Below are 20,285 nucleotides of genomic sequence, written 5' to 3' on the forward strand. Positions count from 1 at the left end.
GGTCCCGCGCCGTCCGTGCCATCACTGCGCCACCCCCACATCATGCTTGCGATGCGCGCTGCCCATCTTGTCCGCCAGTTCCTTCGGCATGTAGGTCTCGTCGTGCTTGGCTAGCACGTCCTCGGCGACGAACACGCCGTCGCGCATGCGGCCGGTGGCCACCACCGCCTGGCCCTCGCGAAACAGGTCGGGCAGGATCCGGTCGTACTGCACGGTGAGCTGCGCATCGCCGTCGGTGACCCGGAAGTGCGACTGCAGCGCGCCAGGGGCGCGCTGGAACGAGCCCTTCTCGACCATGCCGCCGAGGCGGAAGCGCGCGTGCGCGCCGGTCTTGCCGGCCAGCACCTCGGCCGGGGTGTACAGGTAGGCGGTATTGCGCTGCAGGGCCATCGCCACCAGGGTGGTGGTCAGGCCGGCGGCCAGCACCAGCAGCATCAGCCACAGCAGGCGGCGCTTGCGCTGCGGATTCATCGGCTCAGCTCCAGCGGCGGCGCCGGTTCGGCCTTGGCCTGGCGCTTGCGTTGCGCGCGCAGCCGCGCCGCCCGCAGCGCAGCGCGCACCTGCAGCCGCGCCAGCACGAAATCGGCCAGCAGCACGCCGGCGAACACCGCATAGGCGCCGACCACATACGGCAGGTAGTTCATCCGCGCGCCTCCGCCAGCTGCGTCACCCAGTCCTTGCCGGCCTCGCGGCGCAGGTTGTCGGCGCGCGCGCGCGCCAGCAGCGAGCCGGCGAACCAGAACTTGGTCGCGGCCACCATCAGCCACAGCGGCGGCAACATGCTCGGGTCCATGCTGGACTGGCCGAACAGGCGGATGGTCTGGCCCTGGTGCAGCGAGTTCCACCACACCACCGAATAGCGGATCACCGGCAGCAGCACCACGCCGACGATGGCCAGCAGCCCGGCCGCGCGCGCCGCGGTGCGCCGGTCCTCGATGGCCAGGTACAGGCCCATCACGCCGATGTACAGGAACAGCAGGATCAGTTCGGTGGTCAGGCGCGGGTCCCAGTCCCACCAGGCGCCCCACATCGGCTTGCCCCAGATGCTGCCGGTCAGCAGGGTGATCAGGGTGAAGGCGGCGCCGATCGGCGCGCAGGCCATTGCCAGGATCTCGCACAGCTTGATCCGCCACACCTGGGCGATGGCCGCGTACACGGCCATCAGGCCGAACACGAACAGGCTCATCCAGGCACTGGGCACATGGATGTAGAGGATGCGGAAGGCATCGCTCTGCAGGCGGTCGGCCGGCACCACGAACAGCGCCTGCCAGATGCCCACGCCGGCCAGCAGCAACGCGGCCAGGTAGCACCACGGCGTCCAGCGCGCCGCGAAGCGGTCGAAGGTCGGCGGCGAACCGAGTTGGTGGAACCAGCGGACGAGAGAGGCCATGCGGACGATTCTAGCTGGCGGGAGGCGGGCTTCGATGCGACAACATTCGATGCGACAACGACGGAACGGCGATGGAGCACTGCGCTTGCATGGTACGGCCGCCGCCGCGCCGGTGCTGCGCCAAAGGCTCAGCTCAGCGAGATGCGGATCGCCGCGGCCGCCGCCAACGGCGCCAGCACCAGGCCCGCGACCAGGCCGGCGGCCAGCAACAGCAGGCCGCCGGCCGGATCCAGGCCCTGTGCCGCCGCCGCCACGCTGCCCGCGCCGAACACCAGCACCGGTACGTACAGCGGCAAGGCCAGCAGCGCGACCAGGATGCCGGCGCGCTTCATGCCCACCGTCAGCGCCGCGACCACCGCGCCGAGCAGGCTCAGCAGCGGCGTCCCCAGCGCCAACGATGCCAGCAGCACCGGCATGCGGTCATGCGGCAGGTGCAGCAATTCGCCGAGCAGCGGCGCGGCCACGATCAGCGGCAACGCGGTGGTGACCCAGTGCAGCAGCACCCGCACCAGGACCAGCCAGGCCAGCGGCACCGGCGCCAGCAGCCATTGCTCCAGCGAGCCGTCCTCGGCGTCGCTGCGGAACAGGCTGTCCAGCGCCAGCAGGCCGGCCAGCAGCACCGCCAGCCACAGCGCGGCGCCGGCCACCTCGCCGAGCAGGCGCGGCTGGTTGCCCAGCGCCAGCGCGAACAGGGCCACGATCAGCAGGGCGAACAGCGCCGGCTGCAGCGCGTCGCCGCGACGCCGCCACAGCAGGCGCAGGTCGCGCACCAGCAGTGCGCGGGTGGCTTGCCAGAGGGAAGGAACGGGCGTGGCCAGGCTCATGCGGCGACTCCGCTCAAGGTCAGCATGCGGGTGCGCACCGGTGGCGCGGCATAGGCGCCATGGGTGGTGACCAGGGCCGCGCCGCCGCTGCGCAGGTGCGCGGCGATCATCCGGTTGACCAGGGTGATGCCGTCCAGGTCGAGGTTGGCGTAGGGCTCGTCAAGCAGCCACAGCGGCGCCGGCGACAGCCACATCCGCGCCAGCGCCAGGCGCTTCTTCTGCCCGGCCGACAACTGCCGCACCAGGGTGTCCTCGTAGCCGGCCAGGCCGACGATGGCCAGCGCGCTGCCGGGCATCTGCTTGGCGCGGCGCCCCTGCAGGCCGCACAGGTAGTGCAGGTTCTCCAGGGTGCTCAGGTCGGCCTTCAGCGCGCCCAGGTGGCCCAGGTAGGCCATGAAGCGGGCGCGGTCGCCGCGACGCACCGGGTGGCCGTCGATCTCGATGCGCCCGGCCTCGGCGCGCAGCAGGCCGACCAGCACCCGCAGCAGGGTGGTCTTGCCGGCGCCGTTGTCGCCCTGCACCAGCAGCGCTTCGCCGGCATCCAGGTGGAAGTCCAGTGGACCGAACACCGCGGCGTCGTCGCGGGCGAACGTGAGCCCGTGCGCGGCCAGCAGCGGCGGCGGGGTGTACAGCGGATCGGTCATCGGCGAAGGCCGCGGCGGATGGCGCGGCGGCGGGCGGCAAGGGAAGGCGCGCATTGTATCGGCATGCGGGCGTCCGGCGGATGCCGGCGGCGGCCACACGCGGCGCTGCGCCAGCGGAGCGGCGGCGCTATGGCGCATCGCCGGCAAGCGGCTTTGCGTACACTCGGCGTTTTCCCGCTGCCCGCAGATCCCCCGCATGCATCCGCAGACCAAGCTGCCCAAGGTGGGCACCACCATCTTTACCGTGATGTCGCAACTGGCCGCCGAGCACGGCGCGGTCAACCTGGGTCAGGGCTTTCCCGACTTCCCGGTGCCGCCGCGGCTGATCGAGGCGCTGGACCGCGCCATGCGCGACGGCCACAACCAGTACCCGCCGATGACCGGCGTGCCGGCGCTGCGCCAGGCGATCGCCGAGAAGGCGCTGCGCTGCTATGGCGCCCAGGTCGATGCCGACACCGAGGTCACCGTCACCAGCGGCGCCACCGAGGCGCTGTTCAACGCCATCCACGCCGTGGTGCGCCCGGGCGAGGAAGTGATCGTGCTGGATCCGGCCTACGACAGCTACGAGCCGGCGATCGACCTGGCCGGCGCGCGTGCGGTGCACGTGCCGCTGGACCCGCACACGTTCGCGGTGGACTGGGAGCGCGTGCGTGCGGCGATCACCCCGCGCACCCGCCTGCTGATGCTCAACAGCCCGCACAACCCGTCCGGGGCGATGTTCGGCGCCGACGACCTGCAGGCCGTGGCCGAGCTGTTGCGCGGCAGCGACATTTTCCTGATCTCCGACGAGGTCTACGAACACATCGTGTTCGACGGCCGCCGCCACGAATCGGTGCTGCGCTGGCCGGAGTTGCGCGAGCGCGCCTTCGTCGTCTCCAGCTTCGGCAAGACCTACCACTGCACAGGCTGGAAGATCGGCTACGCGATCGCGCCGCCGGCGCTCAGCGCCGAGTTCCGCAAGGTCCACCAGTACAACACCTTCGCCAGCTTCGGCCCGGCCCAGCACGCCTTCGCCGCGATGATCCGCGAGGAGCCCGAGCACGACGAGCAGCTCGGCGCGTTCTATCAGGCCAAGCGCGACCGCTTCCGCGAACAGTTGCTGGGCACGCGACTGAAGCCGCTGCCGGTGCCGGGCGGCTATTTCCAGTTGGTGGATTATTCGGCGGTGAGCGACCTGCCCGACACCGAGTTCGTGAAGTGGCTGACCATCGAGAAGGGCGTGGCGGCGATCCCGCTGTCGCCGTTCTACCAGGACCCGCCGCAGGGTCAACGCCTGGCGCGGCTGTGCTTCGCCAAGAACGAGGCGACGCTGGATGCGGCGATCGAGCGTCTACGCGCGCTGTAGCGCGCGTAGACGCCGGGATTGGGGATTCGGGAATGGGGAATGGTAGAAGCGGGTTTCCTGGTGCGGGGCGGGCATGTCGGTCGGGGGGATCTATTTCGGCGTTACGTTTGGGCTGGCCGCGGTCTGCGCGGTGGTCGACGGGGCGCTGTTCTACGGGCATGTGCTGACGGGATTGGCCGATCGCGGCCAGCGGGTCGGGATGGATTTCAGCGTGGTGCCGTTCCGGCGCCAGGCCTACGTGGACCGCTATCTCGGCCTGCTGACGCCGAAGGAGCGGGGCACGCTGGCAACCGCCTGGTCCGCCATCTGCCATGGGTAACGCCTACACTGGGCCTGCTGTGCCTGGTCGGCACGATCTGCATCGGAGTACGTTGGGGATGACACAGGTGGCACAGGATCTGAGGATCTCATTGGTCCAGGGCGATACCCGCTGGCACGATCCGGCCGGCAACCGCGCGCACTACGCCGAACTGCTGGCGCCGCTGGCCGGCGTCACCGACCTGGTGATCCTGCCGGAGACCTTCACCAGCGGTTTCTCCAACGACGCGCTGGCGCAGGCCGAGGACATGGACGGGCCGACGGTAGCGTGGATCCGCGAGCAGGCAGCGCGGCTGGGTGCGGCGGTGACCGGCAGCGTGCAGTTGCGCGTGCCGGGCGCCGATGGCGAGGCCAAGGTGTTCAACCGCCTGCTGTGGGCCACGCCGGACGGCGCGCTGCAGCACTACGACAAGCGCCACCTGTTCCGCTACGGCAACGAACACCTGCGCTACGCCGCCGGGCGAGAACGCCTGTGCGTGGAGTGGAAGGGCTGGCGGATCAATCCGCAGATCTGCTACGACCTGCGCTTCCCGGTGTTCTGCCGCAACCGCTACGACGTCGAGCGCCCCGGCCAGTTGGACTTCGACCTGCAACTGTTCGTCGCCAACTGGCCCTCGGCACGCGCCTACGCCTGGCGCACGCTACTGCGCGCGCGCGCGATCGAGAACCTGTGCTTCGTGGCCGCGGTCAACCGGGTCGGCGTGGACGGCAACGAATTGCACTATGCCGGCGACAGCGCGGTGATCGATTTCCTCGGCCAGCCGCAGTTGGAGATCCACGAGCGCGAACAGGTGGCCACCACCACCATCTCCGCCGCTGCGCTGACTGCGCATCGCGCGCGTTTCCCGGCCATGCTCGATGCGGACGCCTTCAGCCTGGACGACTAGCCCGCGCCTCCCATTAATCCAGAAGGCTCACTCTGTGTCCGGAGGGCTCCCCTTGTAAGAGCGGCTTCAGCCGCGACGGGCTTTCCCGTTAACACCTGTCGCGGTTGATTCCGACAAGGGAACAAGAGCCCTTCCACAGGATCGTGCGGCGAGCTTGGCGGGTGCACTGTGGGAGGGACTTCAGTCCCGACGCATTGCGCCATCGGAAAGCACGCCGCTTTGCGCGTCGCCGCTGCATGACAGTTGACTCCTGCAAACGCAACGAGCAGTCAGGCCAAGCCGCCGAAAACGCGTTTCAGCGATGCTTGGCGCCGGCGTCGCGTACTGCATGTGCCCGGCCAGGCAGGGACCAGCCCGCCGCAAGTGGAAATGCCTGCTGAACGCGCGCGCGACGCCTCCGCAACCTTGTCGCGGCCGCGACAACCCCATTGCTACCCTCGCGCCTTGTCCACCCACCCGGAATACCCACATGATCAAGTCGCTTTCTCTGCTCGCACTGCTGGGCGCGGCCGCCCTGGCGCCGCAGGCCCAGGCCGCCGGCAACATCGATTGCAAGCTCTCTTTCAACCTGTCCGGCTGGTCGGTGTTCTACAAGACCGCCAAGGGCACCGGCACCATCACCTGCAACGACGGCGCGGTGATCCCGGTCAAGATCAGTAGCAAGGGCGGTGGCCTGACCCTCGGCAAGTCCAAGATCGTCGGCGGCCGCGGCACCTTCACTGGCGCCTACAGCCTCAACGACCTGTTCGGCACCTATGCCGCGGCCGAAGCGCACGCCGGCGTGGTGAAGTCCAGTACCGCGCAGGTGGTCACCAAGGGCGACATCTCGCTGGCCCTGGCGGGTACCGGCGAGGGCGTCGATCTGGGCGTCAATGTCGGCAATTTCGTGATCGAGCGCCGCAAGTAAGCGTTGCTTTTCGGCCTGAAAGCGTCTAGCAGGTCAGGGCGGACCTGCCGCGAACCCTTCGGACACAGGCGCCGTGGGCCTGGTTTAGCCTGGCTTCGATCGCCCCGCCTGCGCAACGGCGGGCGGGGCATGCAGCCGCCTAGGCAGCGAGGACGATCGATGCGAGGTTGACCAGGGCGAGAGTGAGCAGCAGGAGGTTTTTGCGCGACATGTGGGGGGGCCTGCGGTAGGAAGCTGGGTGGGTCTCGGGCCGAGTAAAGCGCGGTCGGAGAGGAGAGGAAAAGCGTCAGGCGGCTGCAACGGGCGCGCGTTGGATGCGACGTCCGAACACGTTCTGCGAGGATGTCAGGGCCAGGAATTCCGCTACCGGCAATGGCCGGCTGAAATAGTAGCCTTGCCCAACGTCGCACTTGATGCTGCGCATGCGCAGCAGATCTTCTTCGGTCTCGATGCCCTCGGCGATCACGCGCATGCCTAGGCCGTGCGCCAGATGGACGATGCCTTCCAGCATTTCGAAGACATGTGTGGTCAGCCGCGAGCGCCAGACCATCTGGCGATCAATCTTCAAGATGTTGAAAGGCGCCATGCACAGGCGATTGATCGACGAGGCGCCGGTGCCGAAGTCGTCGATCGCACAATCGATGCCATTGAGCCGCCAGTGGGCCACTGCGCCTGCGATATTGCCATCCCGGTTGTCCATTCCGTCCTCGGTCACCTCGATGGCGAAATGACGGGTGGCGCCGCCTGAATGAATCAAGCGTTGGACGATGCCGTCAGCCCAACTCGCCGAGACGAGCCGGTTGGCGGACACGTTGATCGACAGCTTCAGCGGTGCTGGTGTGCTCAGCGAGCGGCTGACGCTGGCAACGGTGTCGACCAATTGGTCGATCAGTTCCTCACCCAAATCGCACTCACCTCCCTCGAGCAGGGAGAGGAAGTGGGCCGGGCCGAGCACCCCCAGCGTCGGGTGCTGCCATCGCACCAACGCTTCCGCGCCCACCATGGCGCCGGTGGTGAGGCAATAGCTCGGTTGCAGGAATGCCGAAATTTCTCCAGCGCGATAGGCGGCATAGACATCGTCGGCGGTGATGCGTTGGGTCAGATCCTCGATCAGCTGGCCATCGGTGTCGATGGTCGCCGGCGTGGTGGCGCGGTACAGCATGTCGGTGAAATCGAACAGCCGCAGCGGTTCTCCAGCGAAGATCAACTGCATGAGCCCGCCATCGCGTTGTTGCGCATATTCGTGGATGGCGCTCTGGATGCGCATGTCCGTCACGCCGCCGACGATGACATGCCCGCGGTAATGGCTATTGGCCAGGGTGTCGATCAGTTGCAGGGATGATGCGCCCTGCAAGCGTGCCGACGTCACGACCAGGTCGATCGGCATGGCGCGCATGTGCTCGAGCAGCTGGTCGCTGTCGATTGCGCTGTGGATGTTGGGCACGCCCAAGCGCTGCAGCAGCTTGCCGACGTAAGAACTTTGCAGTTCGCTGTCGTACGCGATCAAGGCGTTCTGGATGTTGACGAATGGGATATGTGCGCTGTTGTTCATGATGGCCTCACCGATGGCACGCGGGCGGCAATGCCTGAATCCCGCCGTTGCCGATGCGATCAGCTTGGCGATCGATCGCGGCTGCGGCGATGGCGCATGCCCCAATCGATGATGGGCGGTCGCCCAAAGGCATGCGCGCGTGTCTGAGCGTGCGGCGGTGCCCGAGTGCGAGCGGAGAAGCGCGAAGAAGCCGGCTTTTTGCTCCGCTGGCGAGCGTGTTGGCGCTGGGCTATCCTGCGGCTATTCGCTTGCCTGCGGCGTCGCAGCGCGTTTGCCGAGAACCGAGATGCCGCAAAAACTACTTGCCAGAACGGGGCGATACTATCGGCGCATCCTCTACGGGTCGGCGGCTGCGCTCTCGCTGTCTATCGTCACCGCTGCCGTGCTGTTCTGCAGCGGCATCCTCGATCAGTACCGCGACAAGCAGGTCGCACAGTTCGTCAAGAACAGCGAGGAAGTGCAGACGCAGGTGGACGAGCTCTCTGCGCGGCTGATTCAATTCGCCGACGTCTACGAGGGCGTGTGGAATCTGCGGCAGAACGATGTGGTGCCAGTGCAGCGTTACGCGCGCAAGTTGGCCGAAGGGCAGGGCGTCACCGTCACCGAGGACGACTTGACCGCCACGCCTTTCACGCTGGCCAGTTCGTTGAGTGGTTCCGTCGACACCGAGCGGCTGGCGACGGCGCTGCGCGTGGTGCGCGACATCTCTGCTGCACCGTCGATCGATGCCAGGAAGACCGGGGTGACCCTGCAGGGATTCCTGTATACGCCTGATGGCAGTTTCATGGCCGCCTCTCCGGTCATGGGGATGGCCGCACTGCGCGCGGCGCGTGATCATGGCGTGGAAAACTTCATCCGCAAGCGCATCGCCGGGGTGGAGCACCTAATCGCGGCCATTCCGCCGCAGACACTGCGCAAGGACCGGCTGTTGTGGCGCCCAGCCGACGTGAGCGACGGTCAGGCGTCCATCTCGCAGCTCATCGTGCCGATGTTTCATGACGACAGGCGCATATTTACCATTGCGCTGTCACTGCCCGATCGTCAGTTCATGCGCTTTTTCCTGCGCAAGGAAACCCGGCGGCCCGGGTTCTTCCTGCTCAGCCAGGACGGAAGCGAAAATCTTGGCGATCCACCACGCGATGCCGACGAAGCCGGCTTGCTGGCCAAGGTACGCGCGTATGCGGTGCAGTTCGATCAGGTCGGCAGTGAACCCGTCACCCTGTACCGCAACGGTATCTTTCTCGTGGTCCAGCGCATCAGCGGGCCGGACTGGATCGCGGTTTATGCCTATAGTTGGGGCGACGTGCTGGGCAATCTGCAGCACGAGTTCGTGACCGGCGCGCTGGTATGTCTGCTCGCATTGAGCCTGATGTGGGCAACTGCCGTCTATTTCGATCTGCGGGTGACCAAGCCGCTGCTCAACAGCGCCGAGAAGTTGATCGAGGCCGAACACTTCAGTAAGGCCATCATCGACACCTTGCCGGTCGGCATTGGGATCTACGCTCCGGAGACCGAGTCGGTGGTGTTGGAGAACGGCGTGGCCAAGCGCATGCTCTGCAACGGCCACGGCAGCGCGGACTTCTATCGCCATGTCATGCGCGAGCGCACTGCCGAGGCGGTCCCGGGCACGCACCACTCGTTCATCGAGGTGCAATGGGACATCGCCGAGGGGCAGAGCAGCTACATCGGCGTGGCGTCTTCGCAAACGCGGTTCGGCGGGCGCCCGGTGATGCTGTTGGGGCTGGTCGACATCAATGAGCGCAAAGCCAACGAAATGCTGTTGATACAAGCCAAGCAAACCGCCGACGAAGCGAATCGGGCCAAGTCGATGTTTCTGGCAATCGTCAGCCATGAGATCCGTACGCCGTTGCATGGTGCGATGGGCCACCTTGAACTGCTGTCACGCAGTCCGCTGGGATTCGAGCAGGTGGAGTGGGTGGACATGATCCGGCGCTCGTTCGATGCCTTGTTGAACCTTGTCAACGATCTGCTCGACTCGACCAAGCTCGAGGCTAACGCCTTGAAGATCAACCCGATGCCGATGTCGCCCAACGAAGTGGCGGAGCGCTGCGCGCGCAGTTTCGGCGCGTCGATCCTGCAGGGCGGCGTCGCGTTCTACTGCATGACCGATCCGGAGCTGGACGCGGTCGTGGAGGGCGACGATCAGCGCTTGGCGCAGATCCTGCAGAACTTGCTCGGCAATGCGGTCAAATTCACCGAGCGTGGCTCGATCATGATCTCCTCGCGCTGTCTCAGGCAGCAAGGCGATACGGTATGGGCGCGTTTCGAGGTCGCAGATACCGGCATTGGCATTCCCGCCTCGATGCAGTCGGCGATCTTCAACCCGCTGGCACAAGCCGATGACAGCATCAGTCGCCGCTTCGGCGGTACCGGCCTGGGCTTGTTTCTGTGCCGCAATCTTTCGCGGCTGATGGGCGGGCGCATCAGTGTCAGCAGCGAACCGGGGAAAGGCAGCGTGTTCCGGGTCGACCTGCCGTTCAAACGCAACGTACGCGCGCTTCCCGCCGACCCACGTCCGCTGGAGGGCGTTTCGGTGGATCTGGTTTGCCCGCAGCCCCTATGGCGGAGCATGCTGGCCGAGCGGTTGCGCCGCTGGGGCGCGACCCTGCACGTCGCGGCCGCACAGCCCGCGGCGTTGCACATTCGGGTGCTCGTGGAGGCCGATGGCCGGGCATGGGATGCGGCGGATCTGAGTGCGGTGCCGACGCTGGGGACGGTGTTCGTGACCGCCAAGGGGCCGTTGACGCCGCATCGCCACGAAAAGCAGGTCGACGTCAGTTCACTGAGCTACGAAGGATTGCTGGATGCCATGACCCTCTTGACCGGCACCACGCCGCATCACGCCGAACGGCGCGATCGGGGCGATGCGGTGGAGACCATCGAGCAGGATCTTGACATCCTGGTGGCCGAAGACGATGCGGTGAACCGGACACTGATCAAGCATCAGCTCGCGGCCTTGGGGTGCCGCCGTGTACGGGTCGCCGTCGATGGAATGGAGGCACTGAAACTGTGGCTCGAGCACCACGCGGATCTGGTCATCACCGATCTGGGCATGCCGCACCTGGACGGCGTTGGTCTGCTGCGCAAGTTGCGTGAATTCGATCCGAACGCGAGGGTCGTGGCGACTTCCGCCTCGGCTGCGGCGGAGATCAGCGCCGACGCCGAGCAATTTTCCGATCTTCTGCAAAAACCGGTGCTGTTGAGCGACCTGCGCCGTGTCTTGAGGAATGCCATTCTCGCGCGCAGCGCCTCCACCGGTCCAACCGCCGCCCAGGAGCCGCGCTCTGACGAACTGGACGCCTTGCTGTGGCAGGCGTTTCGGTCCGAATGGGAGTCGGAGCGGCAATTGATCGAACAGGCATTGGCCGTGCAGGATCTGGAGTCGCTGCGTCGGCGCGTGCACCGCTTGCAGGGTGCCTTGATGGCGCTGGGCGCGGACGATCTCGTGGCGGAACTGCAAGCCTTGCAACAGCTTTACCCGAGCGCGGAATGGACGATGCTGGCCGAACGTTGCCGCCAGTTGTTGCTGCACGTGCAGGCATCACTGGGTTGAAACGGCCAGCGGTGCGGCCGGCCTGATGCCGGCTAAGCGCCGTGGTCGTCGAGTTCGCGCAGCAATGCAGCCAGTTCGACGTCGTTCTTGGCGCCGAGCTTCTTCATCGCCGCGATCTTCTGGTTGCTGATGGTCTTGGGACTGCGCTTGAGCCTGTCGGCGATTTCGCTCAACGACAGGCCATCGGCGGTCATTCGCGCCACTGCCGCTTCTTTTGTGGAGAGCGCGTCCACCCCGATAGCGCCGCTCTTGCGGTAGCGCGTGCTCAGCAGCGCTGCCGACAGCGAGCCAGGCACATAGAGGCGGCCGGCGGCGACGTCATGCACCGCCGCGGCCAGATTGCCGAAATCGGCACGGCTCTTGCCGATGAAGCCGGAAGCGCCGAGTTGCAGCACGGCCGAGACGATCGAGGGCGCGGTGTGTGCGCTGAGCACCAGGAGCCGCATCTCGGGGGCAAGCCGGCGCAATCGCTGCAGCAGATGCAGTCCGTCGGCCTGCGGATCGCTTTCGAATTCGTAGTCGCACAACAGGACATCCACCGGCTGCTCGGCGAGTGCGCGCAGCAACTGGTCGATGGCGTCGCAACTGAACACGACCTCGATACCCGGATTGTCTTTCAGCACGCTGGTCACACCGAGCAGCACGATCGGGTGGTCGTCGGCGATGCCGACTCTGATCCTGTCCATCGTTTGATCCTGTGGGAGGTGGCCGCTCGCATGCTTCCAGAAAAGCATACGGCAGGGTCGCCGTTGCTCAGCGCTGGGGATGCCAGGAGATGATACATGGTGCATTTTCTAGACTGGAACTGTAGTGCGCTTCACGAATTTTAGGCGTTCGCCCATGCCCTGATTGGGTGCGTCCCCATCGTCGTTATATCGAGGCAAATCTACATTTCCATGCAATCTTCAACGGGAGCATGGAAATGAACAAGGCATTCAAGATCGTGTGGAACCGCGCAATGGGGGCGTGGGTCGTGGTTTCCGAATTGGCCACCGCCAAGGGGAAGGGCGCGAGCCGCGGCCTTCTCAGGCTGGCATCTCTCCCCAGCACAGGGCTGGCTCTGCTTGGTGCATTTATGGGAATGCCAGGCAGCGCTTATGCGCAATCCCAGGCAGATGTGGCACATGAATTCAACACAGGAATCCTGCAAACCTTCGGGTATGGCTCACAAGGCTCTAGTCCCGCCTGCGGCGGGGTGTGGCAGCAAAATAATCTGCCGTATGCCGCGTTTGATGGAAATGGAATTACTGGCGGTAAAGACTATAGTTATTTTGCAAGGAACGGAATCGCAAATATCTGCTCTCCTGCCGATGCCGCGACACAGCAGAACCGTATTCTGGCCTGGGCGAACAACGACAATTCCAGTGTCGTCAACATGACGGTCGGCGGCAAGTTCTACGTCAACACCGCCGCCTATCTGAGCAATGCAACGATCACCAACGCGACGATCAAGAACCTGACCTTGACCGGCGATGTCAAGGTGCCGTACTTCTCCGTCAACAGTACGCAGGGTTCGGGTGCCGCGAGCGGATCCGATGGCATCGCCATCGGCATGGGCAGCACCAATGCAGGCGGCGCCAGTTCGATCGCGGTAGGCAACGGCGCGCTGGCCTCTGGGGCCGGTGCCATTGCGCAGGGCAAGGGCGCCCAGGCTTCGGGGCAAGGTGCGTTGGCGTTGGGCGGCCAGAACGAAGCGTCGTCCACCGATGCGATCGCGCTGGGAACCTCCAGTGTCGCCAGCGGCATCGAGAGTGTGGCCATGGGCAGCGGTGCCAAGGCCTCCGGTAACGGTGCAGTCGCGCAAGGCTCGAAGGCGTCGGCTTCAAGCAGTTCATCGGTGGCGGTAGGCAAGGCGTCGCAGGCATCGGCCGAAATTGCCACTGCGGTGGGTTCCGGTGCCAACGCGAGCGGCTATGCGTCGTCGGTGTTCGGGCCTTGGGCGACCGCTTCGGGGATGTATTCCACTGCGCTCGGCAACAATGCCTCGGCTTCAGGCTCTTCGTCGGTGGCGGTAGGCAAGGCGTCGCAGGCATCGGCCGAAATTGCCACTGCGGTGGGTTCCGGTGCCAAGGCGAGCGGCTATGCGTCGTCGGTGTTCGGCCCTTGGGCGACCGCTTCGGGGATGTATTCCACTGCGCTCGGCAACAATGCCTCGGCTTCAGGCTCTTCGTCGGTCGCGGTAGGCAAGGCGTCGCTGGCGTCTGGCGATTACGCGACGGCGACAGGCTACGGCGCTTCGGCGTCGGCGCAGTCGGCGACCGCGCTCGGCAGCAATGCCAATGCGAAGGCGCAAGGCGCGATTGCCGTCGGCGATTCGGTTGAGGCCAGTGGCGTCGGCGCCATTGCGATCGGCAGCCGCTCCGGCTGGAATGCCAGCAACAAGGCCTCCGGCCAAGATGCGATCTCCATGGGCAATGGGGCCAACAGCAGCGGCCAAGCGGCCGTGGCGCTGGGTTCGCTGGCTACGGCATCCGGTACTAGTGCATTTGCGCAGGGTGTGAGTGCGGTAGCAAGTGGCAACTACAGTGTCGCCATTGGTTCCAGCGCGACGGCCGACCAGGCCGGATCGGTGGCGCTGGGCAACAACAGCAAGGTGCAGGCGGCGGTGGCGACCAGCGGCGGCAAGATCAACGACACCACCTACAGCTATGCCGGTAGCGCGCCGGGCAGCACGCTGAGCGTGGGCGCAACGGGCAACGAGCGCACCGTGACCAACGTGGCGGCCGGCCGTGTGTCGGCGACCAGCACCGATGCGGTGAACGGTTCGCAGCTGTATGCGACCAACACCGAGGTGACCTCGGTCGGCGGCAAGGTGACCGAGATCAACAAGGTCGTGGAGAAGCTGAAGGACGGCAAGGGTGTGAAGTACGTCAACACCAACTCCACCGGTGCCGACAGCGTGGCCAGCGGAACGGACAGCACGGCGGTGGGCGTGTCTGCGACGGCCTACGGCAAGAGCGCCCTGGCGCTGGGCGACAGTGCGGTCGCCGGCCAGGCCAATACCACCGACAAGCCGGACAACGCCTCGACCATCGTCAACGATGTGGCGCTGGGCAAGGCGGCCAAGGCCACCGGCGGCAACAGCCTTGCGCTGGGCGCGGGCGCCGCGGCCGATCAGGCGGGTGCAGTGGCGCTGGGCAGCGGCAGCAGCACGGCCGCGGCGGTGGCCACCACTGGTGCCACCATCAACGACACCGCCTACACCTACGCCGGCACCGCGCCGGTGAGCACCGTGAGCGTGGGCAGCGCCGGCAACGAACGCACCGTGACCAACGTGGCGGCCGGCCGTGTGTCGGCGACCAGCACCGATGCGGTGAACGGTTCGCAGCTGTACGCGACCAACACCGAAGTGACCTCGGTCGGCGGCAAGGTGACCGAGATCAACAAGGTCGTGGAGAAGCTGAAGGACGGCAAGGGTGTGAAGTACGTCAACACCAACTCCACCGGTGCCGACAGCGTGGCCAGCGGAACGGACAGCACGGCGGTGGGCGTGTCTGCGACGGCCTACGGCAAGAGTGCCCTGGCGCTGGGCGACAGTGCGGTCGCCGGCCAGGCCAATACCACCGACAAGCCGGACAACGCCTCGACCATCGTCAACGATGTGGCGCTGGGCAAGGCGGCCAAGGCCACTGGCGGCAACAGCCTTGCGCTGGGCGCGGGCGCCGCGGCCGATCAGGCGGGCGCAGTGGCGTTGGGCAGCGGCAGCAGCACGGCCGCGGCGGTGGCCACCACCGGTGCCACCATCAACGACACCGCCTACACCTACGCCGGCACCGCGCCGGTGAGCACCGTGAGCGTGGGCAGCGCCGGCAACGAGCGCACCGTGACCAACGTGGCGGCCGGCCGCGTGTCGGCGACCAGCACCGATGCGGTGAACGGTTCGCAGCTGTATGCGACCAACACCGAAGTGACCTCGGTCGGCGGCAAGGTGACCGAGATCAACAAGGTCGTGGAGAAGCTGAAGGACGGCAAGGGCGTGAAGTACGTCAACACCAACTCCACCGGTGCCGACAGCGTGGCCAGCGGAACGGACAGCACGGCGGTGGGTGTGTCTGCGACGGCCTACGGCAAGAGCGCCCTGGCGCTGGGCGACAGTGCGGTCGCCGGCCAAGCCAATACCACCGACAAGCCGGACAACGCCTCGACCATCGTCAACGATGTGGCGCTGGGCAAGGCGGCCAAGGCCACTGGCGGCAACAGCCTTGCGCTGGGCGCGGGCGCCGCGGCCGATCAGGCGGGCGCAGTGGCGTTGGGCAGTGGCAGCAGCACGGCCGCGGCGGTGGCCACCACCGGTGCCACCATCAACGACACCGCCTACACCTACGCCGGCACCGCGCCGGTGAGCACCGTGAGCGTAGGCAGTGCCGGCAACGAGCGCACCGTGACCAACGTGGCGGCCGGCCGCGTGTCGGCGACCAGCACCGATGCGGTGAACGGTTCGCAGCTGTATGCGACCAACACCGAAGTGACCTCGGTCGGCGGCAAGGTGACCGAGATCAACAAGGTCGTGGAGAAGTTGAAGGACGGCAAGGGCGTGAAGTACATCAACACCAACTCCACCGGTGCCGACAGCGTGGCGACTGGCACCGACAGCACCGCCATCGGCGTGGCCGCCAATGCGGCCGGGGACGGCGCGATGGCCATCGGCAATGGCGCCAGTGCGCTCGGCGGCAAGTCGGTGGCGCAGGGCAACAATGCCGCCGCGTCGGGTCTGCAGGCGGTGGCGCAGGGTAGCGATGCATCAGCGTCTGGCGGCTACAGCGTTGCCCAGGGTGCGTCCGCGAAAGCCAGTGGCGCGGCCTCGATCGCGATCGGCCAGACCGCGAACGCCGAGGCCAAGAACGCGATTGCCATCGGCAGAGACTCGGTGGCCAGCTATAGCGGCGATGTCGCCCTGGGTAGCGGCAGCACCACCAGTTCGGCTGTCGCCACCCAAGGCGTCATGTTGAATGGGCGCAGCTATTCCTTCGCCGGTACTGCGCCGACCAGCACCGTCAGTGTCGGCAGCGAAGGCAGCGAGCGCACTGTCACCAACGTCGCAGCAGGCCGTCTGTCCGAGACCAGCACCGACGCGGTCAACGGTTCGCAGTTGCACGCGACCAACACCGAATTGACCAAGCTCGACGATGCGGTGAAGGGCATTCAGGGCGGCGACGGCGTGAAGTACATGCGCGTCAACTCGAGCGGGGACGACAGCGTCGCCAGCGGCACCGATAGTGTCGCGATCGGGCCGGACGCGGTGGCTGGCAATGCGAAGGACGTGGCGATCGGTGCGGGGACGCGCACCGCTGCGACGACAGCGGTTGAGTCCACCACGCTCGGTGGCTCCAGCTATACCTTCGCGGGCAGCACGCCGGCCGGTGCGTTCAGCGTCGGCGCGGTGGGAGCGGAGCGGCAGATCCAGAACGTGGCTGCCGGCCGTCTGAGCGCCACCAGTACCGATGCGGTGAACGGCTCGCAGCTGCACGCCACCAACCAGAAGGTGCAGGAGAACTCTGGCTCGATCTCCACGCTGCAGAGCTCGCTGACCACGTTGGAGCAGACGGTCAGCGGCGGTATTCATGGAACGCCCAGCCCCAGCAGCAACGGCAATGGCAACGGCAATGGCAACGTTTCCGGGGATACGTCCGGCGCCTCGCAGATCACGCCGGCGGTTCCGGTGGTCGTCAGCAACAACGGCACGTCGGTGGCAGTCGGACCGACGGCGTCGGCCAGCAATACCAGCACCACGGCAGTGGGCAACAACACCCTGGCCAGTGGCATGAACGCGACCGCGGTGGGCGCAGATGCGGTCGCGTCCGGTGTCGGCAGCGTGGCCGTGGGCAAGGGCGCCAAGGCCACCGAGTCCAATAGCGTGGCCTTGGGTCAGGGTTCGGTCGCCGACCGTGCCAACAGCGTCTCGGTCGGTTCGGCGAGCAACCAGCGCCAGATCACCAATGTCGCCGCGGGCACGGAACGCACCGACGCGGTCAACCTCGGGCAATTGAACGATGGCTTGAACGGTGTGGCGGACTGGTCGCGCAACTACACCGATAGCCGTGTGGGTCAGATGGATCGCCGCGCCAGTGCGGGCGTTGCGGCAGCGATGGCGATGTCCAGCCTGCCGCAGGCCTACCAGCCCGATCAGAGTGCGGCTGGCGTGTCGTTGAGCTCCTTCCGCGGCGAACAGGCGATCGCTCTAGGCGTGTCGACGATCAGCGAAAGCGGCCGTTATCTGTTCAAGGTCAATGCCAGTGCCACCACGCGTGGCGACGCCGGCGTCGCGGTGGGCGCGGGGATGGTCTGGTAAGCCGTACTGGCACCGGTCGGCGGCATTTGTCGCTGGCCGGCGCCTCCCTTTCACAAGCGCGTCCAAGGGCGCGCTTTTTTGTTGTCGGCTGCGGACGCGGCCGGGAGAGTAAGGTCGAAGATGAACAGTTCCGGATACCGTGCCTTCGGCATCGTGGCGTTCGCATTGATGTGGCTGGCGGCCATCCTGGTGATGTATCGCCATCACGCTACTGCCTTGTGGCATCTTGTCCATCGACACTGCGAGGTCAATGCGTCGCGCTCCCAGCCGCCGATGCCGTGCCGGGCCTTGAACCTTGTGCAGGGCTATGCCCTTGTGCAGGACAAGCGCGGTCGAGCCCATGCCTGGCTGGTACCGACGCGCCGCATTACGGGAGCCGCCAGCCCCGCGTTGCAGCGGCACGACACACCGAATTATTTCTGGTTGGCGTGGCAGGCCCGTGGCGTGCTCTCCGATTTGCTGGGTGCGCCGGTTCCGGATAGCGCGGTGGCCATCGTGGTGGATGCGCAGACGGTGCGTTCACAGAATCAGTTGCACCTGCGCATCGCCTGCCTGCGCGGGGACATCCGTGAGCAACTGGCGGTGGCAGGCTCGCGGTGGAATACGCATTGGAACGGTTATTGGCTACACGGCCGTCACTACTATCTGCGCACGCTGAGCGAGAAAGAACTGAGGCAACGCGGCCCTTTCCTGCGCCTGGCCGATGAGCTTCCCGGTGCTCGCGGCAACCTGGAGCGCTACGGCCTGGTCCTGAGCGTGCTGCAAGACGGCCGTTTCGTGCTGCTGGCGCTACCGCGCACGTTGTTGGGCCGAGGTGCGAACCTGGGCGCCGCGCGGGTGTTGCAGGACGACGACTGCACGACCGCAGCCACGCACAGCTTTCCCGCGGCCTGGTACTCGAACGTGATGCGGCCAGGTGAACACCGACGTGTGGCGTGGCCGGACACGCCTTAGCGACAGGGCGCCATGTCGGCAGCGTGGCACGCATCCGTCGCAGCGCAGCAGCCGGAAGGCCGCCTGCTGCGCCACAAACGCGATCACTGCTGCGCGAACACCCAGGCCAACTGGCCGCGCACCGGCTCCGGGGTCGCCAGTGCCTGGCGGTACAGCGTGCGTGCGGTCCAGCAGGCATCCTCGTCGTTGGCCGTGGCGATCTGCGGCAACACCCGCATCAGGCGTTGCTGCTGGTCGGCGGGCAGCGACTTGACCAGGGTGCCCATCGCTGCCTGGATCTGCTCATGGGTCACCGGCTGCGCCGGGGTCTTGTTCAATTCCGCGTCGGTGGCCTTCAGCGAGACATCGAACCAGCGGTCGATCTGCGCCTGCGGCAGCTTTTCCAGTCCCGACAGCATCGCCGCGCTCAGCGCTTGCGCATCGTTGGGATTGCCGCCACGGGCCAGCACGGCGCACTGCGGCACGTCGACCTTGTCGCTGACCTGCGACAGGATCTGCAGGCGCTGTTCCAGCGTGGCGTGGTCCAGGCGCGCGATGCCGTTCTGCGCCAGTTGGAAGCCGGCCTGCTGCGCCTGCGGGCCGCTCTGCTTGAGCAGCGCCACGTAGCGCGGATCGTTGGCCAGCTTGCGCAGCATGCGATCGAACGGCGCATGCAGCGGCGAACTGGCCGGGTAGGGGTTCTGCGCCGCGGCGATCTCTTCCTGGGCCTTCTGCTGCGCCTTCTGGCAGGCGCCGAGGCTCAGCACGCCGGCGATCAGCAGCGGCAGGGCGATCTTCATCTTCCGTGTCATCGGGATTCCTGGTCGGTGAGGGCGACCGCCAGCAGCGGCGGCCGGATACGCCAGGATATCGGCTTCGTCCGCTCAGGGCGAACGGCCGGGGCCGGGCGCGCTGGTGTCGCCACACGCATGTCGTTCAACAGCGCAGACGCATCCGGCGCCGCTTGGGCGCCAGCCGCCACGGTCATCGCCATTGAGCGCGGACCTTGGCGCTGCATATCATCGCGATCCTCCCACTGCGCGCGAGATCGTCCTCATGAATGCCGGAATGCTGGTTGGCCTTGTCGCGCTTGGCATGAGTGCGTCGTCCCTGGCCGCCTCGCACGAGGCAGGCGTCACGGATGCGGTCATCCAGCACCTGGACCTGGCCTCGTTCCCCAACTCGGTCGGTCCCCGTCGCATGCCGGGAAAGACGACGTTCGCGGACTATGGCTTCGTGGACGTCACGAGAACCGCCGATGGCGCCCGCCTGCTCCAGGCCGACAAGGGCTGGGTGATGCGCTTCGAGGTGCTGTCCGCCGATCCCACGTCGGTGCGCCTGTGTTTTCATGACAGCGGGCTGGCCCGGCCCGGCGACACGAGCGCCCCGAGCTACAACGCAACCTCGGCGCTGCTCGTCGCGAAATCCTCCCATGGCAACTGGACCGCCAGGCAGATCCCCGCGGGGTTTGCGGACTGCAGGAACGATCCTGTCGATGCGTGAGCGAGCGGGCGGCCGCGATGCGGACCGCCTCACGTACATGGCGCGGACGCTGGCGTCCAGCGGCCAGTTGCAGTCCCGCTGGCGGTAGCGCCCCACGAAAAAGGGCGCCGCTTTTGCAG

16 protein-coding genes are annotated in these 20,285 nt (G+C 66.6%); 8 read left to right on the forward strand and 8 right to left on the reverse strand.

Annotation, left to right across the window (positions count from 1 at the left end):
• Positions 1-21 precede the first annotated feature (21 nt).
• From ccmE to ccmA, 5 genes are all read right to left on the reverse strand, one after another.
• Positions 22-471, reverse strand: coding sequence for a cytochrome c maturation protein CcmE (gene ccmE / locus GGR71_RS08000; RefSeq protein WP_160962294.1), 450 nt, complete (start codon positions 469-471; stop codon positions 22-24).
• On the reverse strand, positions 468-644 hold the full coding sequence (gene ccmD, locus GGR71_RS08005) for a heme exporter protein CcmD (protein WP_017915657.1): 177 nt from the start codon (positions 642-644) through the stop codon (positions 468-470). The genes ccmE and ccmD overlap by 4 nt, the downstream gene beginning before the upstream one ends.
• Positions 641-1,390: a heme ABC transporter permease CcmC gene (gene ccmC, locus GGR71_RS08010; protein ID WP_010343777.1), complete on the reverse strand. Its 750-nt coding sequence runs from the start codon at positions 1,388-1,390 to the stop codon at positions 641-643. The genes ccmD and ccmC overlap by 4 nt, the downstream gene beginning before the upstream one ends.
• A 128-nt stretch (positions 1,391-1,518) precedes the next feature.
• Positions 1,519-2,214 (reverse strand): heme exporter protein CcmB, encoded by a 696-nt coding sequence (gene ccmB, locus GGR71_RS08015; protein WP_048488885.1) that lies wholly within the window; start codon positions 2,212-2,214, stop codon positions 1,519-1,521.
• On the reverse strand, positions 2,211-2,858 hold the full coding sequence (gene ccmA, locus GGR71_RS08020; protein ID WP_010343781.1) for a heme ABC exporter ATP-binding protein CcmA: 648 nt from the start codon (positions 2,856-2,858) through the stop codon (positions 2,211-2,213). Before ccmA ends, ccmB begins: the two co-directional genes overlap by 4 nt.
• Before the next feature lie 196 nt (positions 2,859-3,054).
• Here ccmA and GGR71_RS08025 point away from each other — a divergent pair, with 196 nt between their 5' ends.
• From GGR71_RS08025 to GGR71_RS08040, 4 genes are all read left to right on the forward strand, one after another.
• Positions 3,055-4,203 (forward strand): pyridoxal phosphate-dependent aminotransferase, encoded by a 1,149-nt coding sequence (locus GGR71_RS08025; RefSeq protein ID WP_160962296.1) that lies wholly within the window; start codon positions 3,055-3,057, stop codon positions 4,201-4,203.
• A 73-nt stretch (positions 4,204-4,276) separates the two neighbouring features.
• A complete protein-coding gene (locus tag GGR71_RS08030) occupies positions 4,277-4,522 on the forward strand; it encodes a hypothetical protein (RefSeq protein WP_456362596.1) in 246 nt (81 codons plus the stop codon).
• 58 nt (positions 4,523-4,580) lie between these two features.
• Positions 4,581-5,408 (forward strand): amidohydrolase, encoded by an 828-nt coding sequence (locus GGR71_RS08035; RefSeq protein WP_160962298.1) that lies wholly within the window; start codon positions 4,581-4,583, stop codon positions 5,406-5,408.
• A gap of 469 nt (positions 5,409-5,877) precedes the next feature.
• Complete coding sequence (locus GGR71_RS08040) at positions 5,878-6,315, forward strand: hypothetical protein (RefSeq protein WP_160962300.1); 438 nt, start codon at positions 5,878-5,880, stop codon at positions 6,313-6,315.
• A gap of 286 nt (positions 6,316-6,601) precedes the next feature.
• On the opposite strand, the gene GGR71_RS08045 is transcribed toward GGR71_RS08040, so the two are convergent.
• Entirely contained in the window at positions 6,602-7,867 is a 1,266-nt protein-coding gene (locus tag GGR71_RS08045) for an EAL domain-containing response regulator (protein WP_160962302.1), read from the reverse strand.
• A gap of 286 nt (positions 7,868-8,153) precedes the next feature.
• Between GGR71_RS08045 and GGR71_RS08050 the strand changes: the two genes are divergently transcribed.
• Positions 8,154-11,441, forward strand: coding sequence for an ATP-binding protein (locus GGR71_RS08050; RefSeq protein WP_160962304.1), 3,288 nt, complete (start codon positions 8,154-8,156; stop codon positions 11,439-11,441).
• A 32-nt stretch (positions 11,442-11,473) separates the two neighbouring features.
• Here the strand turns inward: GGR71_RS08050 and GGR71_RS08055 are convergent, their stop codons facing one another.
• Positions 11,474-12,175, reverse strand: a complete 702-nt coding sequence (locus tag GGR71_RS08055; RefSeq protein ID WP_237474484.1) for a response regulator transcription factor — start codon at positions 12,173-12,175, stop codon at positions 11,474-11,476.
• Positions 12,176-12,363: 188 nt separating this feature from the next.
• Between GGR71_RS08055 and GGR71_RS08060 the strand changes: the two genes are divergently transcribed.
• The gene (locus tag GGR71_RS08060; RefSeq protein WP_184451795.1) at positions 12,364-17,730 is read left to right on the forward strand and encodes an ESPR-type extended signal peptide-containing protein; all 5,367 of its coding nucleotides are present in this window, start codon (positions 12,364-12,366) and stop codon (positions 17,728-17,730) included.
• A 120-nt stretch (positions 17,731-17,850) separates the two neighbouring features.
• Positions 17,851-18,684, forward strand: coding sequence for a CDP-diacylglycerol diphosphatase (locus GGR71_RS08065; protein WP_237474312.1), 834 nt, complete (start codon positions 17,851-17,853; stop codon positions 18,682-18,684).
• A gap of 83 nt (positions 18,685-18,767) precedes the next feature.
• Here the strand turns inward: GGR71_RS08065 and GGR71_RS08070 are convergent, their stop codons facing one another.
• Positions 18,768-19,475, reverse strand: a complete 708-nt coding sequence (locus GGR71_RS08070) for a hypothetical protein (protein WP_237474311.1) — start codon at positions 19,473-19,475, stop codon at positions 18,768-18,770.
• Between the two features lie 244 nt (positions 19,476-19,719).
• On the opposite strand from GGR71_RS08070, the gene GGR71_RS08075 reads away from it, so the two are divergent.
• The gene (locus GGR71_RS08075) at positions 19,720-20,166 is read left to right on the forward strand and encodes a pesticin immunity protein (protein WP_160959061.1); all 447 of its coding nucleotides are present in this window, start codon (positions 19,720-19,722) and stop codon (positions 20,164-20,166) included.
• Positions 20,167-20,285 lie beyond the last annotated feature (119 nt).

Source organism: Xanthomonas sp. F1 (genome assembly GCF_014199855.1).

Excerpts from the sequence above, each read along its gene's own strand:
- GGR71_RS08025 (WP_160962296.1), top strand. The coding sequence starts at position 3,055 with ATGCATCCGCAGACCAAGCTGCCCAAGGTGGGCACCACCATCTTTACC.
- GGR71_RS08050 (WP_160962304.1), top strand. The coding sequence starts at position 8,154 with ATGCCGCAAAAACTACTTGCCAGAACGGGGCGATACTATCGGCGCATC.
- GGR71_RS08030 (WP_456362596.1), top strand. The coding sequence starts at position 4,277 with ATGTCGGTCGGGGGGATCTATTTCGGCGTTACGTTTGGGCTGGCCGCG.
- GGR71_RS08040 (WP_160962300.1), top strand. The coding sequence starts at position 5,878 with ATGATCAAGTCGCTTTCTCTGCTCGCACTGCTGGGCGCGGCCGCCCTG.
- GGR71_RS08065 (WP_237474312.1), top strand. The coding sequence starts at position 17,851 with ATGAACAGTTCCGGATACCGTGCCTTCGGCATCGTGGCGTTCGCATTG.
- GGR71_RS08075 (WP_160959061.1), top strand. The coding sequence starts at position 19,720 with ATGAATGCCGGAATGCTGGTTGGCCTTGTCGCGCTTGGCATGAGTGCG.
- ccmA (WP_010343781.1), bottom strand. The coding sequence starts at position 2,858 with ATGACCGATCCGCTGTACACCCCGCCGCCGCTGCTGGCCGCGCACGGG.
- ccmC (WP_010343777.1), bottom strand. The coding sequence starts at position 1,390 with ATGGCCTCTCTCGTCCGCTGGTTCCACCAACTCGGTTCGCCGCCGACC.
- GGR71_RS08055 (WP_237474484.1), bottom strand. The coding sequence starts at position 12,175 with ATGCTTTTCTGGAAGCATGCGAGCGGCCACCTCCCACAGGATCAAACG.
- GGR71_RS08070 (WP_237474311.1), bottom strand. The coding sequence starts at position 19,475 with ATGACACGGAAGATGAAGATCGCCCTGCCGCTGCTGATCGCCGGCGTG.
- ccmB (WP_048488885.1), bottom strand. The coding sequence starts at position 2,214 with ATGAGCCTGGCCACGCCCGTTCCTTCCCTCTGGCAAGCCACCCGCGCA.
- GGR71_RS08045 (WP_160962302.1), bottom strand. The coding sequence starts at position 7,867 with ATGAACAACAGCGCACATATCCCATTCGTCAACATCCAGAACGCCTTG.
- GGR71_RS08035 (WP_160962298.1), top strand. The coding sequence starts at position 4,581 with ATGACACAGGTGGCACAGGATCTGAGGATCTCATTGGTCCAGGGCGAT.
- ccmD (WP_017915657.1), bottom strand. The coding sequence starts at position 644 with ATGAACTACCTGCCGTATGTGGTCGGCGCCTATGCGGTGTTCGCCGGC.
- ccmE (WP_160962294.1), bottom strand. The coding sequence starts at position 471 with ATGAATCCGCAGCGCAAGCGCCGCCTGCTGTGGCTGATGCTGCTGGTG.
- GGR71_RS08060 (WP_184451795.1), top strand. The coding sequence starts at position 12,364 with ATGAACAAGGCATTCAAGATCGTGTGGAACCGCGCAATGGGGGCGTGG.